This window comes from Moorena sp. SIO3B2, assembly GCF_010692525.1.
In the GTDB taxonomy this organism is placed as follows: domain Bacteria; phylum Cyanobacteriota; class Cyanobacteriia; order Cyanobacteriales; family Coleofasciculaceae; genus Moorena; species Moorena producens.
Window position 1 is genome coordinate 1 of the sequence record NZ_JAAHHE010000127.1, and the last position, 18281, is coordinate 18281.

16 protein-coding genes are annotated in these 18281 nt (G+C 43.1%); 8 read left to right on the top strand and 8 right to left on the bottom strand.

Going from position 1 to position 18281, the window contains the following annotated elements; all coding sequences use genetic code 11:
* Nucleotides 1–325: 325 nt before the first annotated feature.
* The gene (locus F6K38_RS22665; RefSeq protein ID WP_154659698.1) at nucleotides 326–484 is read right to left on the bottom strand and encodes a hypothetical protein; all 159 of its coding nucleotides are present in this window, start codon (nucleotides 482–484) and stop codon (nucleotides 326–328) included.
* A 326-nt stretch (nucleotides 485–810) separates the two neighbouring features.
* Here F6K38_RS22665 and F6K38_RS22670 point away from each other — a divergent pair, with 326 nt between their 5' ends.
* A complete protein-coding gene (locus F6K38_RS22670) occupies nucleotides 811–1131 on the top strand; it encodes a hypothetical protein (RefSeq protein ID WP_008180860.1) in 321 nt (106 codons plus the stop codon).
* A 221-nt stretch (nucleotides 1132–1352) separates the two neighbouring features.
* On the opposite strand, the gene F6K38_RS22675 is transcribed toward F6K38_RS22670, so the two are convergent.
* Together F6K38_RS22675 and F6K38_RS22680 are read right to left on the bottom strand one after the other, a co-directional pair.
* The gene (locus F6K38_RS22675; protein ID WP_008180859.1) at nucleotides 1353–2558 is read right to left on the bottom strand and encodes an RNA-guided endonuclease InsQ/TnpB family protein; all 1206 of its coding nucleotides are present in this window, start codon (nucleotides 2556–2558) and stop codon (nucleotides 1353–1355) included.
* Nucleotides 2482–2949: an IS607 family transposase gene (locus F6K38_RS22680; RefSeq protein WP_229414350.1), complete on the bottom strand. Its 468-nt coding sequence runs from the start codon at nucleotides 2947–2949 to the stop codon at nucleotides 2482–2484. The genes F6K38_RS22675 and F6K38_RS22680 overlap by 77 nt, the downstream gene beginning before the upstream one ends.
* A 1155-nt stretch (nucleotides 2950–4104) precedes the next feature.
* Between F6K38_RS22680 and psbB the strand changes: the two genes are divergently transcribed.
* From psbB to ftsH, 4 genes are all read left to right on the top strand, one after another.
* Nucleotides 4105–5637 (top strand): photosystem II chlorophyll-binding protein CP47, encoded by a 1533-nt coding sequence (gene psbB / locus F6K38_RS22685; protein WP_287263847.1) that lies wholly within the window; start codon nucleotides 4105–4107, stop codon nucleotides 5635–5637.
* A gap of 137 nt (nucleotides 5638–5774) precedes the next feature.
* Nucleotides 5775–5870 carry a photosystem II reaction center protein T gene (locus tag F6K38_RS22690; protein ID WP_008180851.1) on the top strand — a complete coding sequence of 32 codons (96 nt, stop codon included), beginning with the start codon at nucleotides 5775–5777 and terminating at the stop codon, nucleotides 5868–5870.
* A gap of 211 nt (nucleotides 5871–6081) precedes the next feature.
* On the top strand, nucleotides 6082–6612 hold the full coding sequence (nrdR, locus tag F6K38_RS22695; protein ID WP_287267874.1) for a transcriptional regulator NrdR: 531 nt from the start codon (nucleotides 6082–6084) through the stop codon (nucleotides 6610–6612).
* A 353-nt stretch (nucleotides 6613–6965) separates the two neighbouring features.
* Nucleotides 6966–8915 (top strand): ATP-dependent zinc metalloprotease FtsH, encoded by a 1950-nt coding sequence (ftsH, locus tag F6K38_RS22700; protein ID WP_287250337.1) that lies wholly within the window; start codon nucleotides 6966–6968, stop codon nucleotides 8913–8915.
* A 95-nt stretch (nucleotides 8916–9010) separates the two neighbouring features.
* On the opposite strand, the gene F6K38_RS22705 is transcribed toward ftsH, so the two are convergent.
* Entirely contained in the window at nucleotides 9011–9622 is a 612-nt protein-coding gene (locus F6K38_RS22705; protein ID WP_008180846.1) for a M23 family metallopeptidase, read from the bottom strand.
* 740 nt (nucleotides 9623–10362) lie between these two features.
* Between F6K38_RS22705 and F6K38_RS22710 the strand changes: the two genes are divergently transcribed.
* The gene (locus F6K38_RS22710; RefSeq protein WP_044492400.1) at nucleotides 10363–10740 is read left to right on the top strand and encodes a hypothetical protein; all 378 of its coding nucleotides are present in this window, start codon (nucleotides 10363–10365) and stop codon (nucleotides 10738–10740) included.
* A gap of 245 nt (nucleotides 10741–10985) precedes the next feature.
* Here F6K38_RS22710 and F6K38_RS22715 read toward each other — a convergent pair whose 3' ends face one another.
* The 3 genes from F6K38_RS22715 to F6K38_RS22725 form a co-directional block, all read right to left on the bottom strand.
* Entirely contained in the window at nucleotides 10986–13115 is a 2130-nt protein-coding gene (locus tag F6K38_RS22715; RefSeq protein WP_287250334.1) for an AAA family ATPase, read from the bottom strand.
* 859 nt (nucleotides 13116–13974) lie between these two features.
* Complete coding sequence (locus F6K38_RS22720) at nucleotides 13975–14277, bottom strand: hypothetical protein (RefSeq protein WP_143764196.1); 303 nt, start codon at nucleotides 14275–14277, stop codon at nucleotides 13975–13977.
* Nucleotides 14278–14388: 111 nt separating this feature from the next.
* Entirely contained in the window at nucleotides 14389–14610 is a 222-nt protein-coding gene (locus F6K38_RS22725; RefSeq protein ID WP_075873662.1) for a hypothetical protein, read from the bottom strand.
* Nucleotides 14611–15386: 776 nt separating this feature from the next.
* Between F6K38_RS22725 and F6K38_RS22730 the strand changes: the two genes are divergently transcribed.
* On the top strand, nucleotides 15387–15551 hold the full coding sequence (locus tag F6K38_RS22730) for a hypothetical protein (RefSeq protein WP_008180834.1): 165 nt from the start codon (nucleotides 15387–15389) through the stop codon (nucleotides 15549–15551).
* Nucleotides 15552–15907: 356 nt separating this feature from the next.
* On the top strand, nucleotides 15908–17740 hold the full coding sequence (locus F6K38_RS22735; RefSeq protein ID WP_008180831.1) for a mechanosensitive ion channel family protein: 1833 nt from the start codon (nucleotides 15908–15910) through the stop codon (nucleotides 17738–17740).
* Nucleotides 17741–18166: 426 nt separating this feature from the next.
* Here F6K38_RS22735 and F6K38_RS22740 read toward each other — a convergent pair.
* Nucleotides 18167–18281 (bottom strand): transposase (locus tag F6K38_RS22740; RefSeq protein ID WP_353737155.1); only part of this gene is annotated, 115 nt, incomplete at its 5' end.

Genomic DNA, 18281 nt, shown 5'->3' on the forward strand with positions numbered 1-18281 from the left:
CGTTCTCTAATATTTCCATTTTCTTCTATTTTTAAGGCTTTTTGAAGTATTGTTTTTTGCTCTTGTGTCAGATAATTTTTTGCTGGCATATTTCCTATTATTGGGTTATTTATTAATTTTTATTATACCAATTTAAATGCCGAACAGCTTATAAAGCCAGGTTATATAAGAATTTGATTGGCTTTTATTGTCCTTTTTTTTATCTGGATTATCGATTATTTTACCCATAAATCGATTATTTTACCCATAAATCGATACCCAAAGCAGCTACATAAAAAAACTATGGTCAAGTAAAAATGCTTTGTAAGCATATGCTTACCTAAAATTAACCTTTGAGAACAAAAATATCAATACCTCCTTTAAGGATAACTCCCTGATCTTGATCAGAAATTGGCTGATAGCTGATAGCTGATAGCAGCTCAAGTAGCACCATCTGTAGCGCCTTAGCTGACTGCTGTAAATCATATACTGATGATTTTGTCAAATTCTATAAATTTCCACTACACCCCACACCTAGTCTTAACCGACAAGCTTGGGGGTGCATCTCATTTTTGCAATTAAACAAAAATTCTAATAAAATTCCCAAACTGCCTACACTACCCACCCTCCCTAAAATCCCCACGCTTCCGACACTTCCGGCACTTCCCTTCTTTTTTACAAAGATGAGATGCACCCCAAGCTTGGTGCGTAAGTCCTGAAATTCACCAATTGCAGTTGTTGCATAAAATTTGAATTAAATCGTCAATTTAAGCTGAAAAATTCAATTTGAGTGGAAAATAGAAATATAGAGCAGGATTAGCGAAGAGCAACGTGAAATATTTCTTTTTATCGGAAGGCTGGATAGTCGGGCGCGTTTGGGAGTTTGGAGGTCTTTGGAACGAAAACGCTTGGCGACGCCTGCCAGAAATTAAGCAAATGAACCTTTCTATCCTAGAGCAAGGAGAAAAATTGTGGCTCTATCAGGTTGAAGACCTTGTGGTTATGGTTGAAGTCAAACCCATGCCTAACACTTCACCTGAGTCAGCAAAAACTATTGGTCAAGTTGTCCTAAAACGCTTGATCACTGCTGAGCAAGTTATCGAACGCTTAGCGATGACAAATACTGAAATCATGGTAGGGGGCAAAGGTTAACTGATACAGGGAAAAGGCACCAGGGGACAAGGAAGAAGAGGGTGAAGAGGGTGAGGATAGGGAAGATGAGGAAGTAATACTTTTGATTGCGACTTGTGATCAAAGTTATAGCTAGGGTTAGCAGTTAATCAAAAAACCCTAGCCATAGGATTGGAGCCTAATAGCCAGTGCATATCAATAGCCGATACTTTTTAGCTACCAATATCTACCAAAAGCAAATATTAGCCCGCCAATGCAAGATGATTTCTCATCCAGGGTGTATCTACCAAAGCTCGTATAAATATTCCACGAGCGCCATTTAGATCTCGATCCATTCTCTGACCATCAACTTTTGATTTGATAATTTTGCTGCTACCAATCTTGACCAGCTCACCTGTCCAACTGACAGTTTTGCTGGTGTAGGCTTCGCACACATCCAGGACTTGCTTTCCAGTCTCGAAAGCTTTGTGCTTGAGGAACTGCTTGAACCTGTAGTGAGCCAAGTTCATCAGATTGCGAACAGTCTTTGAGTGAATCTTGCGACTCCCACGTTTTGACATCTGGGATGTCTCGAACGTAGGGAGTAAAATCACATCAAAGTTGTCAACCAAAAACCTGGCCGCCTTGTGATGCAGTTCATTGACTAGATTCTGTATCTTGATAGTCATTCTTCTGGCAGCTTTTTTCATTCTTCGCTTTTGCTTTCCTTTAGAAAAGCTGATTTTACCAACCAACTTGTCTAGGTGAGCACATAGGCGTTGGATGCCAGAGAAATCTCCTTCACCAATCTTCCCTACAGAGTTTTCGCTGAAGAATGTCAAAAAGGTTCTCACACCGGGATCGAGCGCAACCACCCTACCTTGATTCTCGGCTTTTTTTGGGGCTGCTTTGTAGGGAACTACTAGATAATAGTTCCCGTTGGTGCTAGTTAATCGACAATCACAAATGTGATCTGGTAGCGATTCAGTAAAGCTTAACTCGCCTAATTTTGTGCGATAAATACCAATAGCTGTAACAGCCGATTTAGGAATATAACAAGACTGGACGGGGTTTTTGCGAGACCTAAACCGAACTCGATTGACCTGCCCAGTTTTCTGGTATTTTTTCTTGGCTTCCCTGATGGCGGTACAGGCATCCTTAATCGCTATAGACTTAATTTGATAAGGCACTGCCTTGCACCACTCAGGGAGATTGTTAAGAATCTCAGTCTTGATCCGTTTCCAGTTAGCCTTTACTGAGCCATCTTGAAGTATCTCGACGGTCTTATTAAAAACATAACGGGAAACTCCAAGCCATTGATTAACCATCTGTTTCTGGCTTTTATCAAGGTAAATCTTGATCTTCTTTGATTTTTTTACCGTACTTCCTGAGTCAATGGACTCGACAGCTGAAGAGGTGAACAATGGAGAGAAGATCCGCGACCAGCTCTGAGTGTAGGCAACTTTCATGGTTGTCGAGAACCACGATTTTTCCACCGTTGGATTCGACCAGGTACTGTACAAGTTCAAACCCAAACCGGGCGAGTCTGTCTCTACAGGCAACAATAAGCGTGAATTGATCTCCTCGCATAAGTCTATCCAGTATGGTTTTAAGCCCAAATCTTTTGAAATTAAGCCCCGATCCGATGTCCTTGATGATTTCGCAGTCTGGGAGTGAGTGCATATAGGCGATTTCCCTGTCAAGGTCATCTCGTTGTTTTGTTGAGCTGACCCGACAGTAGCAGATTGTGTAATCATGCTTGGGTTTTGATTGCTTGATGTAGTTTTCAACGTCAAACAATCTATGCCCCCCTTCTGTTGTGAGTGAATCAATTGTGCCATTATCTGCGTACTTCCTCAATTTATTTTTGGATAATCCCGTAAGTTCGACCGCCTTACGAAGTAGGACTCAACTCATCGGTCAATACTACCAATGATTGGCAGTTTATGGTAGATATTGGACAAGTTTTTGATACTGTCCACTAACCCCCGCACTGATGCTGTGATCGTGGCGAATTTCTTGGCTCGCAACTACAACTGGATGAGTAATACAACCAATTATATCCCGATACTTTTTAGCTACCAAAGTCTACCAAGATAGACCAAGGCTCGCCAAGGCAAGATGCAATAGCATCCAGGGGGTATCTCCCAAAGCTCTCGGGAATATCCCGCGAGCGCCATAAAAATGTCAAAAAAGTCTAACACCGGGATGTAACCGCAACTATTAAACCCTTGGTTTTCGGCTTTAATTTAAGTTACATAATAATCCCTGTCGGTGTTACCCTAATTTAAGTCTAACAAATAATAAGAGTTTTTGGTAGACTCTGCGACATTTTCTCTAGCTGTTTACTAACCCTTTTAGCCCCAGCTTTCCCCAACTCTGGACTCTTCCCCCTATTCCCCCTGCCCTCTTAAGTGCTTTAGGTGATATGGTTTGAACTCAACTTGCCATAAGTCCTATGCTTATGCCTTTTTCCTTTCAACATACCTTTTTCATTTTGATTTGTGTCCGACTATTGCTAATTAGTCAAGAGGCTACCGGACTGAATTTGAAAATTTTTAGATTTTAGAAGCTATATTGCTTTAATTTAGGCAAATACAAGGGAAATTTGCGCAATATAGCTGGTTTTAGGCTTCCGACCCTAAGCTGAGAACATGACCGTTCGCTTGCAATCGGCTCTAACAATAGTTACACTTCTTTAAACAAACTTTAGTTTCATACATACTTTGTCCTACCTAAGTTGCCAATGGCAAAATCTAGGGTGGCTACCCAAGTAGCGATACAGTTAGGTTCACACCTAACCAAGGTCGGTCGGAGAGCTTGAAAGCTCTCCAAACAGTGTCAAATTAAAGAAATCATACCGTAAGCGTTGTCAGATTAGGTTTTTAACCCCTCGAACAACGTGACTCTTAGAATCCTCTGTGTTTGAAGCGGGGGAGATTTCAAGGCGATTTCTAACATACTGATCAAAAGAAGCGTCGAAGTAAAAACTCTATATTAGGAGGAGCGTAGTCAATGGGACTACCCTGGTACCGAGTACACACGGTCGTCCTGAATGATCCAGGACGTCTGCTAGCTGTGCACTTGATGCATACAGCCCTGGTGGCAGGCTGGGCTGGTTCAATGGCCCTGTACGAATTGGCAATTTTTGATCCGAGTGACCCGGTTCTTAACCCGATGTGGCGTCAGGGGATGTTCGTCATGCCCTTTATGGCTCGTCTAGGGGTTACTGATTCCTGGGGGGGCTGGAGTATCACTGGTGAAACCGTAACCAATGCTGGCTTATGGTCTTTTGAAGGTGTCGCTGCAACTCATATTATCCTTTCTGGTTTATTGTTCCTGGCTGCCGTATGGCACTGGGTTTACTGGGATTTAGATGTGTTCAGAGACCCACGGAGTGGCGACCCAGCTCTCGATTTGCCAAAAATTTTTGGCATTCACCTGTTCTTATCTGGTTTACTCTGCTTTGGCTTTGGTGCCTTTCACTTGACTGGGCTTTGGGGTCCTGGGATGTGGGTATCTGATGCCTATGGTCTCACTGGTAGTGTTCAACCCATCGCACCAGAATGGGGACCAGCAGGCTTTAACCCCTATAACCCTGGAGGTATTGTCGCTCACCATATCGCTGCTGGTGTTGTTGGGGTTATTGCCGGTTTATTCCACTTAACAGTACGACCACCAGAGCGATTGTTTAAAGCTCTACGGATGGGGAATATCGAAACGGTACTCTCCAGCAGTATCGCGGCTGTATTTTTTGCTGCGTTTGTAGTAGCAGGCACCATGTGGTACGGCAGTGCTGCCACCCCAATTGAACTGTTTGGTCCAACTCGCTATCAGTGGGATCAGGGTTATTTCCAACAGGAAATTAACCAACGGGTACAAGCTGAATTGGCTGATGGTGCTAGCTTGTCAGAAGCTTGGTCATCAATTCCAGAGAAGCTGGCATTCTATGACTATGTAGGCAACTCCCCTGCCAAAGGTGGTTTGTTCCGCACAGGTCCGATGGACAAAGGGGATGGAATTGCTGAAGGTTGGCTAGGTCATGCGGTGTTCACAGACAGTGAAGGTCGGGATCTGACCGTTCGTCGGATGCCGAACTTCTTTGAAACCTTCCCTATCATTTTGACCGATGCTAATGGTGTAGTTCGTGCGGACATACCTTTCCGACGGGCTGAATCTAGGTATAGTTTCGAGCAAGCTGGTGTCACAGTTAGCTTCTACGGTGGAGTTCTTGATGGTCAAACCTTTACTGACCCATTCGATGTGAAGCAATACGCTCGTACTGCTCAGCTGGGTGAGGGCTTTGAATTTGACCGTGAAACCTTAAACTCTGATGGTGTATTCCGCACTAGTACTCGGGGTTGGTTCACCTTTGGTCATGCTGTCTTTGCTCTGTTGTTCTTCTTTGGGCACATCTGGCATGGCTCACGCACCCTCTATCGAGATGTGTTTGCTGGTGTCGATCCTGACCTAGAGGAAGAGCAAGTCGAGTGGGGCTTCTTCCAGAAGCTTGGTGATAAGAGTACCCGTAGGACAGAGCCTATCTAGAGGTTAAATATCTCTTATCACAGTTTGACTTAAAAGCAAAAGGCAGAAGAAAAGAAATTTTTCTTTTGCCTTTTGGCTATTTCTGTGGTCTATGCAAGGTAGACTGGTAAGTGAGAAGATAACCAACAATTATAGCTATGGAATCAGTTGCTTATATCTTAATCTTGACCTTAGCCCTAGGCACCCTATTTTTTGCCATTGCTTTTCGGGAACCGCCTAAGATTGGTAAGTAGTTTACCTCGATTTACTCAGATCGAAATTCAACAGTTCTGTGGATGCTCTGAGCCGCAATACCCTGTGCATGACCCTATAGGATATAGGGAAGTTGATAGGTCTATATCGGCTCACCTTCCATATAATTGTTATTTTGACAGTATCGACTCTTAGGGCGTTCCAAATATCTGCCGCCAATCAGTCCACTCAGCAAGAAAACAAAATTATCTTATGCGATGCCCCTCTTGTCACCACACCGAGAGCCGCGTTCTTGAGTCTCGTTCTACTGAGGCAGGGAAAAGTGTGAGGCGACGTCGGGAGTGTTTGGGATGCAAACATCGCTTCACGACATATGAGCGGATCGAATTTGTGCCAATAACTGTGATCAAGCGGGATGGCAAGCGGGAATCATTTGACCGTTCCAAGTTGTTACGGGGAATTGTACGTGCTTGTGAAAAAACCGGCATTCTCCAAAAACGCCTGGAAGCATTGGTTGATGAGATTGAAGCAGAATTACAACAGCGATTTGGTCGGGAAGTCATCAGTCACGAAATTGGTGAGTTAGTCTTGCGCTACCTACGTTCGGAGAGTGAAGTGGCTTATGTACGCTTTGCTTCCGTCTATGGAAAATTTCAAGGGATTAGAGATTTTGTCACTACCCTAGAGGATCTCCAACAGGAAGATGTACCAATGGAAATCCCCCAGGTTCCGCCAACCCCCTCAGATCAGGTAGAAGAAATAAAGACATCCACTTCGGTGTAATTGATCAGATGTTTGTTGAATGTTGACGGTTGATGGTTGACTCTCAAAAGTACAAGGTCAACTAGTGATCTCGTGTCCAGTTGTATGGTTACCATTTGTAGAGATGTTCCAGGCAAGGTATCTACAGCAGAGAGGATTAAGAAAAAAACAGGGTGAGGTTTGCAAACCCCATCTAGGCAAGAGCAGGTTACCGATGCTAGCGGACTTCAGATGAGTTTCTTACAGCTAAAGCCGGATTTTAGGGAGCTAGACTAGAAAGTGAAAGAAATTTCAACTCAAGGGCGTGAATTCATTGAAGCCTAACTAGGTTTACCCAGGAGTTGAGTCAAGGCAAGACCAAAGAGCAAACAGCCATGAAGAAACGTTTCTGGATGAGAGCATGGATGGGTAATGCAGAGGTAAACACCTCTCCACAGCCGCTGGCAAATCCTGAGGTTAGATTACAGGAACCCCAGGAAAAGCGCAAGTTAGTCAAATTCTGGCGTATTGCTGCCAGTTTGCTCCTTTGGCAAGGGGTGATACTGGGTACCCCAGCCCAAGCACAGCTTAAACAAGAGAAATCTCTAACCTATAGTGAGCTATTAAAGAAAGTTAAAAATGGGGACGTCACTAAAATAGAAATCGATGAAGCCACTAAGATTGCTAAAGTTAGCTTAGAGGGGTCCAATGAGAATGAACCTCCTCAACGAGTTGCTTTGTTCGATCAAAACTCCTTGCTACTCAAGGAACTCCGTCAACAGAATGTTCCCACTGAAATTAGGCGCTCTGCGGATAACTCAGCCGCTTTAGGTCTAATTGCCAACTTATTTTTCATTCTGTTGTTACTAGCAGGCTTGATGATGATCCTGCGACGCTCTGCGAGTAATTCTGGTCAAGCCTTAAACTTTGGCAAATCCCGAGCACGGTTTCAGATGGAAGCCAAAACCGGGGTTCTCTTTGATGATGTAGCAGGTATTCAAGAAGCTAAACAGGAATTGCAAGAAGTTGTCACATTCCTCAAACAACCAGAACGCTTTACTGCTGTTGGAGCACGGATCCCGAAAGGTGTGCTGCTAGTGGGTCCTCCAGGAACTGGTAAAACTCTCTTAGCCAAAGCGATCGCTGGTGAAGCAGGAGTTCCCTTCTTTAGCATCTCTGGTTCCGAATTCGTGGAAATGTTTGTGGGCGTTGGTGCCTCCCGTGTCCGTGACTTGTTCAGAAAAGCCAAAGAAAATGCCCCTTGCTTGGTCTTCATTGATGAAATTGATGCGGTAGGACGGCAACGGGGAGCAGGAATTGGCGGTGGAAACGATGAACGGGAGCAAACCCTTAACCAATTGCTCACGGAAATGGATGGGTTTGAAGGCAACACAGGTATTATTATTATTGCTGCCACTAATCGCCCAGATGTCCTGGATGCTGCACTATTACGTCCTGGACGCTTTGACAGACAAGTTATTGTGGATTACCCTGACTACAAAGGCAGGAATAACATTCTGGAAGTCCACGCTCGCAACAAAAAGATTGACCCTGAGGTTTGTCTAGAAACTGTTGCTAAGCGTACCCCTGGGTTTACTGGTGCTGACTTAGCCAACCTACTCAACGAAGCGGCAATCCTGACTGCCCGCCGCCGCAAAGATGCCATTACTATGCTCGAAATCAATGATGCTATTGACCGGGTGGTAGCTGGGATGGAAGGCACTCCTCTAGTGGACAGCAAGAATAAGCGATTAATTGCCTACCATGAAGTAGGACATGCTGTAATTTCTACCCTCCTACCGGATCACGACCCGGTACAGAAAGTAACCCTAATTCCCCGAGGGCAAGCCCGTGGTTTGACCTGGTATATTCCTGATGAAGAGCAAGGTTTGATTACTCGGGCTCAACTCAAAGCCCAAATTACTGCTGCTTTAGGGGGTAGAGCGGCAGAAGAAGAAATTTTTGGTGAGGCTGAAGTGACTACTGGTGCTGTTGGGGACTTGCGACAAGTTACCTCGCGAGCACGGCAGATGGTAACCCGCTTTGGAATGAGTGATTTGGGTCCTCTGTCCTTAGAAGATCCAGGGGGAGAAGTCTTTCTAGGGGGTAATGTGATTAATAGGGCTGAGTACTCAGAGAAAATTGCTGCCCACATTGATGCCCAAGTTCGCACAATTGTGCAGCATTGCCATGGCCATGCTCGTCAGTTAGTCCGGGAAAATCGGGTAATCATTGACCGATTAGTAGACCTGTTGATAGATCAAGAAACTATCGAAGGAGACCAGTTACGCAAAATTGTAGAAGAACACACCCAGATGTGCAAGGAACAATTGGTAGTTTCGTAGTTTCTAGTTAAACGATCAAAGGCATGCATGTTTGAAACATGTTAATGGTTAATGGTTAATGGTTAATGGCCATTAACCATTAGCATTTGTCCCAATCAAGCTCGTGTTTTATACATTGCACGCAGCACCTGGGCTGGGTCAACATATTGCTTGCCATACTTCAATCCCCAGTGCAGATGAGGACCAGTGGTACGACCAGTCATCCCTACTCGACCGATTCTGGCTCCAGAAGGCAACAGTTGGCCTTCCTTGATCCGAATCCCACCGGAGTTGTCAATTAAATAGCGAGTACCTCCATTTTTAACTGCGTATCCTTTCATGTGACAGTAGATGTGCTGCCACTTGCCCGATTGGATAGTTATTGAGGTGCCGCAAGCAGTACCATCAGAAATTTTAATTACTTTACCACTCCACCAGTTACGGATATAGCTTCCTTCAGGGGCAGCTATGTCTAAACCTCGGTGGAATTCCCATCCAGAACCTCTAGGAGAGGGTCGGTAACCGAAGCCAGAGGTGTAGCCCCGGAAGTTTTCTACGGGAAAGGAACCCCCTTTGGCAAAACTTCTTACTCCGGCTACCAAGGTTGAGGGAGGTTCTGATGCAGTTACTGGCTGGCTGGGGAAACTCGAATGGGTACTTAAACCGATTGAACTTGTTAAACTCAGTCCAGCGAAAATTAGAAGCCTTGATAAATAACCACTGCGCATTAGTTCTAGTCTGGCTTTAGCTAGTTAGGGGTCTTTCCATCATTCAACTCCTTGGGGACTCCCGTTATAGCCCAAAGACAAGTGCGGGAGATGGGGCGTATAAAGTGCGGACGCAGGTGACCCACACAGCCCCTTGGGAATTGAAGATCAAGTTGATTGCGATTCTTGATAATTTTAGCTAGTATAAATCTGGCATAAATTGATTTAATGCGCTCTTTCGCGTAGCGTCTCCTACGCAGAAAAAAGCACCGGTTCTTGTGCAAGCTGAAAAGCCTCTGCTAGAAACATGAACCATAAAAAAAACATACAAGTAAGCCCGATGATTTTATCGGAGGGTGTAGAGGCTGTTTGAATCAGCCAGTAAGAGTTTTATGCTCTTAAGAATCCCCTGCTGTAATCTTCGCCAAAGCCGACGCTACGCGAAGGATTTAGCGGTTTGATTGTCAATTATATCCCTCCAGATCACCTACCATCAGCAGGGTGTTTGGGTTGTTTTAGGTATTTATCAAAATCTTGAGTTTTGTTAAGATACCTCAAGAGGCTAATACACATTTAACTTGCACAATTTAAGGATTAGATTTTTTGTTAAGGGTTGACCTTTGACTAACCTTTGTGCGCGTGTCTACTGTGCGCGTGTCTACCGTTAACCGTTAACACTAAAGCGATCAACTCAAATAGAGATGTTAAATGTTGGTTAACTTAGTCATGAACTTGCCCCAGCCTACCCTATCCGTGAACTGATGCTGACTGAATTTTTGCCCTTCCGATTCGAGGTGGATACTACAGCGATCGCAGGAGCATCTTTGTGGTCTCTAGCGCTATATTTAAGCCTCTCGTCCTTGAGGCAATGGATTATGGAGCAATTGAACCGCTGGTTTAACTTTGCTGAGGGATTCTTTTACATCTCGGCTCAGGAATTTGAACGAACCCGTAAGGTCAGAGAATCTCAAAACGCTTTCTATGCGTCAATTGTCAGCATTTTGCCTTTTTTAGTCATTGGTGCAGTTTGTAACTACGCCGTGGAAATTAGCCTCGGACACAGTTGGGCAATCAGTATCGGGATTATTGCTTGTATGAGCTGTGGTGTGTATGAATTAGGGCGTCAGTCTGGGAATTGAATTTAGCTTCTTTTGGAAGCTAAAATAATTCTAGAAATAAGATAACAGTAATAAAGAGAAATAACTTGATCAATAATATGTTCGCGATCGCCTAAGGATTACAGTATTATACTTGTGGCTTAATCAGGTAAATAGCACGTAAGCATTCAGCTATCAGCCTTGGCCAAAGGCCAACGGCTGAATGCTTACAATCGCACTAGGTAAGTCGTTAGTGTAAAACTGGCTCACTACTGACCGTGGCCGGATTATTTAAGCGATCGCATTCCATCACTCCATACCTTACCCATCTTCTGATACTCCCGCCGAGTTCCCTGTAACAGATGTTCCATCATCACTGCACTACCTGCTTCAGCCGCTAGAAAAGCTGCTGCTAGGGCAATATTTTTAATATTCCCTCCACTCAATTTGAACTGCCGTGCCAAAAACTCAAAATCTAGATCTGCTGACAAGGGGATTTCCTCAGTCCAAATCCCCTCCCAAATGCGCCGACGACTAGCTTCATCTGGTGAGGGAAAGTGAACTGTAAAGGCTAACCTACGCACAAATGCCTCGTCTAAATTTTGGCGCAAATTTGTTGTCAAAATTGATATCCCCTCATATTCCTCCATCTTCTGCAACAGATACCCAACTTCAATATTGGCGTAGCGGTCATGAGCATCTCGAACTTCAGAGCGTTTGCCAAACAGAGCATCTGCCTCGTCAAACAGAAGGATAGCGTTAGCTGTTTCGGCAGCCATAAAAATGCGGTTCAAATTTTTCTCAGTCTCGCCAATGTACTTACTGACAACCTGGGATAAATCAATTTTGTATAGCTCAAGCTGTAGTTCATTAGCAATCACTTCCGCCGCCATGGTCTTACCTGTGCCTGGTGGACCTGAAAATAGTACATTTAATCCTTTGCCAATGGACAGCTTGCGGTGAAAGCCCCATTTTTCATAGACAATATGACGATACTTGGCTTGATTACAAATTTCTTTGAGCTGAGCAAGTTGATCGGCGGGTAAGATAATGTCTTGCCAACTATACTTAAGGTTAAGTTTGCGGGCTAATTCAGTTAAATTGTTACCAGATTGGTCACGAGCCGCTGCTAATAAGTCATTTAGGGTTGGCTTAATTGTACTGTTTAATGGCAATTCTTCAAATTCGGCAGCAGCACGCCACAAAGCCTGATTACAAGCAGTTGTCACTGCTCCTGCTATTTGGGCTGAACTCAAGGTAAAACGATTGGCTAGGGTATCCAAGTCGCGATCGCTAAGTACAATTCCTTTAGTTTCTAAACTAGCTTGCCAGTAAACGCGCCGTTGGTAAAAATCCGGTGTAGCAAAAGGTACAGTAATCACACCCTGGAGATTGGTCAACTTTGGCACCCACGACTGTATTCCAGATAATATCACCACACCTTTCGCCTCAGTTAGTCTGTCAAGTAAGCTTTTATATAACAGATGCTGCTCTTTGGTCTGTAGTGCATCCCAACTTTCCAGACTTTCTAGATAGAGGATAGCATCGTGAAAACAGGCTTCACGGAATAACAATTTTAGCAGTTGGTCAAACTCTTCCTTAATTGCTAAAGCTTGAGCTAAATCCGCAATTAATAACTGCTTGTTCAGTTGAGCGGCAAGGGCGATCGCTCCACGGCGTTTTTCAGTAGAATGTAAACCAGAGAAATACAGATGTAGAGGCTGGCTGGTATTTTGAGCGTGTTTGACTAGCTTAGGAAGTATGTGTTTAATGTCATCCCTAATCGGTAACTTGTCCTCAACCGCAGGACTATCTATCAATTGACACCAAGATTCTAAACGCGGTTCAAGACTCTTTTGTTTTAACAGAAAATGGATAACTTGATCATCTAGCTTGAGATAATAGGATAATATTGGTGGCTTAACCTGATGAGGGTCAGGAATTAAATGAAGTAAGCCATGTTTGATTAAGGGTGCATCAGGAGCAAAATGAACTCGTTGCAACAGTTTGGCTTCAGCAGAGGGACATAGTAAATTTAAGGCTAAATCAATACTAGGTCGCCTGCGAGTGACATCATCCTGAAGATAGGCATACAGACGCTCGTAACTTAAATCAATTTCTGGAGCCAGGGCAATCAGAATCACGTCTAAATCAAATTCAGACAAACCAAAAGTCTGTTTCAGCCAGTTTAATGGTGTATTGTTAGTCTGATCAGACTCAGTTTTTTCTGCATCTACTGCAAACAAAGGTATCCCTGGTTCACGATCTAGGAGTTGTTTGACCTGATCGCGATCAATACGAAGACCTCGATAAGGGTCAGTAGCTGCTTGAGAACCGTAGACAGCTTGTGCTGTTATTACTGCTTGCTCTAGTAATTTATTTAGTCTTTCTAACGCTGAGAGTAGATAGTCGAACATGGCTTAGTTCAGAAATGTTGAATGATAGTTAAAAACCTATACAAATAGCATATAATTTTATAAAATAGAGGCTAAATTAAAATTTAATAATGTTGCTTCAATGATATATAATTTTCAAAAAATCGTCAAAAGATACGTAGGTAAATTACCTAATGATGATTATCCAGTCCTCAATACTTTCCTAAAGGTGCGCTTTCCGTTGGCGAATTAAATTCGCCCATGATTGCAACTATTTTTGTTAAAATGGTTATAATTTGTGCTATATAATATTCAAAATAGTATGATTAGTTTAGTCAAGGGTTTGAATGTGCGTGGCATAGAGGTAGACATATCGACTTTTTATAAGGCGAGCAAAGTTAGCAATCCAATGGTGTTTTATAATTTGTTCGTTGACTTAATAAAAAGTATTAATAAAAGCCAAAAAATAGGCAAGGCTAAATTAGCATTATTTCCGCGCTTATTCAACAATAGTGACCGAAATCACGCAAGCTGTTATGGAGCCAAGGTTTTCATCAAGTCAAACTATTAAGTGGCTTAAATTTATTAACAGCAGAGCCATGAGGAATAATGATTCATTTCTCTTGGTGCGCGTTCCCTAGGTCAACGATGAAACCTTGAACAGGGTAGCCTTTATAGTTGGCAGTCTGTGAGTCATAGGTTTAAGTCTTTTTAATAAGGCTACCCTGTTCTACGGTAACTTCCTGCGTCGGGAAACCCGACCGGGGTCGCACCGCGTGGGTCTTGGTCACGATAGCAAATATGGTGATAACACAATAGAATCAACTATTTAAAGTTACCGTAACAGAGTGTTTGAAGTTACCGTAGAACAGGGTCGCCTTATCACAAAGACTCAACCCTTTTATGCTAAACCGTTTCCCCCATAAAGGCGACCCTGTTGAAGGTTTCGTCTCCGGCCTTTATAGCGACAGGTTATGGGTAATACTTTTAAGTTATATGAAATAAGGCTCCCCTCTCCAAGGTTTATGTCTGAGAAATGCAAGACGCACCGTTCGCGTAGCGTGGCCGAAAGGCCAAGGTTCCCTAACACCACCACCCTATAGTTGGAGAGTAACCCAAGACTTTTTCCCAAAACAGCTGTTTGCTCATCAAAATTACTGCTGCCTTTTTTATCCAAGAACTCCGATGTAAATCGGCCAGGCACGATGATCATAGATCACGCTAACCATCAAGATATTAATCACCCCCCAACTGGTGCGGTCATACGCCAAATATATCCTATCGTTCGGCTTAAACATCTCTTCTACCAGAGCACTTACACAGGGAAACCAGATTGAAACGATATTGAACTGGTAATTTCTGAAGGGCGACTCTCAAACAAAATAGCTAACGGCAGGGCTTCAGCTAACACTTCTAGTTTGACATGTCTGAGCAATTGTAGGCTGGCAACGACTAAGGTCAGGAACAAATACCTGGTGTAATGCAGCTTATTTTTTCGGTGCGTAGTTTCGAGGTTTCCTCGAAATGCAAGACGCACCGTAGGATTTTATGGTATGGCGCACGCTATCATTTTTGGTAGATAGGTCAGGGTTACTATATTTGACCTATCTTTTTTTTGCTTCATCTGCTGTATCCCTTGCTAAACAATGGCTATACCCGCTCTGTCCCCCCGTCAGGTATTTCTATAAATTATATTTTATTTTTAGTCTTCCATCATTTTGACATAATTAAAATTTTAATCTTTTTGGGGAACTATTAATTAATAGTAATTTGAGTTAATTAGACTAAGAGCTGATTTGTAAAGTAAATCTTAAGAAGTCTGAAAGCCTTGCTATGATTGTCTTTTGGGTATTAAATAGTTCAATTGTTCTATTTGAGCGCAAGCCTTATCCTACAAGGATTACAGCGAGTTTACGAATCAGCTCTAATAAGCGATTTGGCTATCACTACTTATTTAGACAGCTTACACCCTGTTAAATCCTCAATACATAATCTTGGTCATTTGTCAAAAAAAATTAGATGCGTTTGCCCTGGCCATCACTACATGTTTATCACTACCTCCGGATAATTGCCCACACTTACGATATCCAGACAAAATCTTTCTCCCCCTGCTCTCCTGCTGCCCTGCTCCCCCTGCTCTCCTGACCAGGAAGTAGGTTATTCAACCGGATTTGATAGTATTCTGTTTCTCTAGGAGCATTCAACGAATTGTTAAGAATACAGCCCAGTAAAAATAAATGGTTTTACCGAGTTTTACAGAAGCAGATTATACCAAATACGGCTGGTAAATCTACCATTACCGATAAATAAGCTATGGATGATGGCAGCCATGAAAAATTAATGATCAGCCAGGGAAATAAAGATGTGATAAAAGCGGAGTCGGTATTCAGCAAAGATTTTGCAAAATTTTTGTTCAAGATGTTTATTGATGGAAAATATTGGGCAACAATAAGGACATGGCTCGATTTGAACCAATAAAAGGCTATCTATACCTTGTTGACTGTTGAGTGTTTACTGTTAAACGTTAACTATTGACTGCCCTCGAGATCGTCATTTCTTCGTTAAATACAGAGAATTAGAATCTGTCAAAACCGAATATTTGCGGAAAATTCGGTTCCCCTGCTCTGCTGCTCTGCCCCCCTCAGTCTAAATCAAGAATCAAACAGCTCTGCCGATCTTCGGGGGTAATGGGGGGAGCAACTGTTGACAGTCAACGGTTAAAACTCAACAGTGAACCAAACTATACAGGTTACATCTTCATTGGTTAACACTCAACAGTCAAGCAAACTATACAGGTTACATCTTCATTAACGTCTTATTAACACGAAAAACCAATGATTCGTTACCGACATAAGAAAATTAGCATTTTATTTGGCAGTCTCTTAATGGTTGGGGCATGGTGGTTACCTGCTCAAGCTAAACAGACCACTAATTCAGTCTTAGAGAAAGCAATTACAACTGAGGATCCAACTATTCCGATTGAGGAGCTAGAGCTAATGCTCAAGCCCTTGACATTAGATGAGCTGGAGGGTGAAGCTAAAGCGTGGATGTTCTTGCTTAAAACTAAAGTTAAAGAACTTAGCGATGCTGAAATTGCTGTCAAGCGCAAAAATCGAGAGCTTCAACAAACTAAAGAAGCTGTTGATGCCCTAGAAGATGCCAAAGAGGCTCTTGAGGAAGCGACAGACACTAAGGAAAAAATAGAGACTGAGGGATCGGCTGAGGATCGCCTTAAAGCTTTAAAAGCTGCTGAAGAGGCACAGGAAGCTCTCGAAAAAGCTCAAGAGTCAGTAGAAGAAGCAGTTAAAGAAGAGGAAAAGACCCAGCATGATAAAACCTTGCAAGGGGCAATTGATAAAGCAGTTGAAAGTACTGAAAAGGAAAAAGATAAAGCAAAAACTTCAAACGAGGATGTTGCTAAGGTTCAAGAAAAGATTGGGACAATTAGCAACAAAATCGTTACTGATGAACAAGAGCAGAAAAAGACTGAACAGGGACTTGACAAAGCCAAACAAGACCTAGAAGAAGCGGTGGAAGCGAAGACCGAAGTTAAAAAGCAAGTTCTGGTCAACATGACCACACTGCGAGAGGAACGCACTGCTTTAAGCGATCGCTTTGAGGTGGTACTTGAAGAGCTGGAAACTAAAGGCGGTGATGTCGAGTTGTACAACAAATACATCGATGCAATCAGTGGGATTAAGGTTGACGTAACCGACACTCAAGGAACCTGGATTACCATCGTCGGCTGGCTCCAGTCTAAAGAAGGAGGTCTGCGCTGGGCGAATAACATTGGCAAATTTTTAGGAATTGTCGCTGGCTTTAGCATCCTCTCCCTGATTGTAGGGACAGTCCTCGAGAAATCTTTGTGGATGTTCCCGAATATGTCAGCTATGCTCCGTCAGTTCGTGGTTAGGATAACCCGTCAAGGATTATTTGTGGTGGGTATTATTTTAGGTATCACTGCCCTAGAGGTCAGTATTGGTCCACTGATGGCTATGATTGGAGCTGCTGGTTTTGTGGTAGCGTTTGCGTTCCAAAATACCCTCGGTAACTTTGCCAATGGGTTAATGATCTTGCTCTATAAACCTTTCGACGTGGGCGATATGATTGAAGTAGCTGGGGTAAAAGGTACGGTTAAGGATGTCAACTTAGTTTGCACCACAATCAAGACTTATGAAAATAAAATCATTATTATCCCGAACAACTCAATCTGGGGTAACGTTATTGAGAACGAAACCAGTAGCCCCGTCCGCGCTATGTTCCTCACGGTAAGGATCAGCTACAGCAATAGTATTACTCAAGCGATCCAAGTTCTTAAGGATATTGCCAACTCTCATCCTTTAGTATTGGAAGACCCTGCACCTTGGATCGACACTGGGGAATTGGCTGAATATGCTGTTAACATTTGGTTTATGGCCTATACTAAGAAACAGGATTACTGGACAGCCTATTGTGAGATCAGCCGAATTATAAAAGAAAGATTTGAACAAGAGGGGATTGTGATCCCACTGCCGAAGCAGGAAATATACATCAACGAAGCTATCGCTAAGCAAGAGGGGAGTGGGGCAAAAACCTTTAAAGGCAATGACCTTACCCTAGACGGAAGTCATGGCCAGATAGCAACTTCAAAGCCCCATAGCTCTTTCCCCAACGGTAAGACAGCTTGAATCTGTAGACTAATCTGTAGAGGGTGATAGAATGCTTGCGCTCTCAATCAGGCGTCCAACATCCTAATTGGCGTTGCGTCAGTCTTCGAATGAATAGGAGTAGAGTGGGCATCCTGCCCGCCCGAAAAGATCCGGTGCGCTTTCCGCATCTAATTATTACAGGACTTACGCAACTGGCACAGTGGGTAGCTTAAATATAGTACATTAGTACTATATTTAAGCTACCTCTGTCATCAGCCCTTTTTCAGATTAGTAATAATAATTAATGGTCGTTCGTTTTTTCAATTTTCTGATCAAATCAGAGGATGGTGCCTTAAAAAATTCAGTTATTGATGAAATTTACTAAACTTAACTATTGTCAATACTTATTAAGTAGCCACCTCAATTATACTCTCACCAATTTAGCCTAACATTTAGGGCGTGTCATCAATTAAGCCAGATAACGGTAGCAGCCAGATAAATTGCGGATAGAAAGTTTATTGCCCCTTTATCATAGCGTGTGGCAATCGCTCGATATTGCTTGAGTTGGGCAAAGAAGTTT

Bases quoted from the DNA above. Each gene is read 5' to 3' on its own strand.
- F6K38_RS22690 (WP_008180851.1), top strand. From the start codon at position 5,775: ATGGAATCAGTTGCTTATATCTTAATCTTGACCTTAGCCCTAGGCACC.
- psbB (WP_287263847.1), top strand. From the start codon at position 4,105: ATGGGACTACCCTGGTACCGAGTACACACGGTCGTCCTGAATGATCCA.
- ftsH (WP_287250337.1), top strand. From the start codon at position 6,966: ATGAAGAAACGTTTCTGGATGAGAGCATGGATGGGTAATGCAGAGGTA.
- F6K38_RS22675 (WP_008180859.1), bottom strand. From the start codon at position 2,558: ATGAAAGTTGCCTACACTCAGAGCTGGTCGCGGATCTTCTCTCCATTG.
- F6K38_RS22705 (WP_008180846.1), bottom strand. From the start codon at position 9,622: ATGCGCAGTGGTTATTTATCAAGGCTTCTAATTTTCGCTGGACTGAGT.
- F6K38_RS22715 (WP_287250334.1), bottom strand. From the start codon at position 13,115: ATGTTCGACTATCTACTCTCAGCGTTAGAAAGACTAAATAAATTACTA.
- F6K38_RS22735 (WP_008180831.1), top strand. From the start codon at position 15,908: ATGATTCGTTACCGACATAAGAAAATTAGCATTTTATTTGGCAGTCTC.
- nrdR (WP_287267874.1), top strand. From the start codon at position 6,082: ATGCGATGCCCCTCTTGTCACCACACCGAGAGCCGCGTTCTTGAGTCT.
- F6K38_RS22710 (WP_044492400.1), top strand. From the start codon at position 10,363: ATGCTGACTGAATTTTTGCCCTTCCGATTCGAGGTGGATACTACAGCG.
- F6K38_RS22730 (WP_008180834.1), top strand. From the start codon at position 15,387: ATGGATGATGGCAGCCATGAAAAATTAATGATCAGCCAGGGAAATAAA.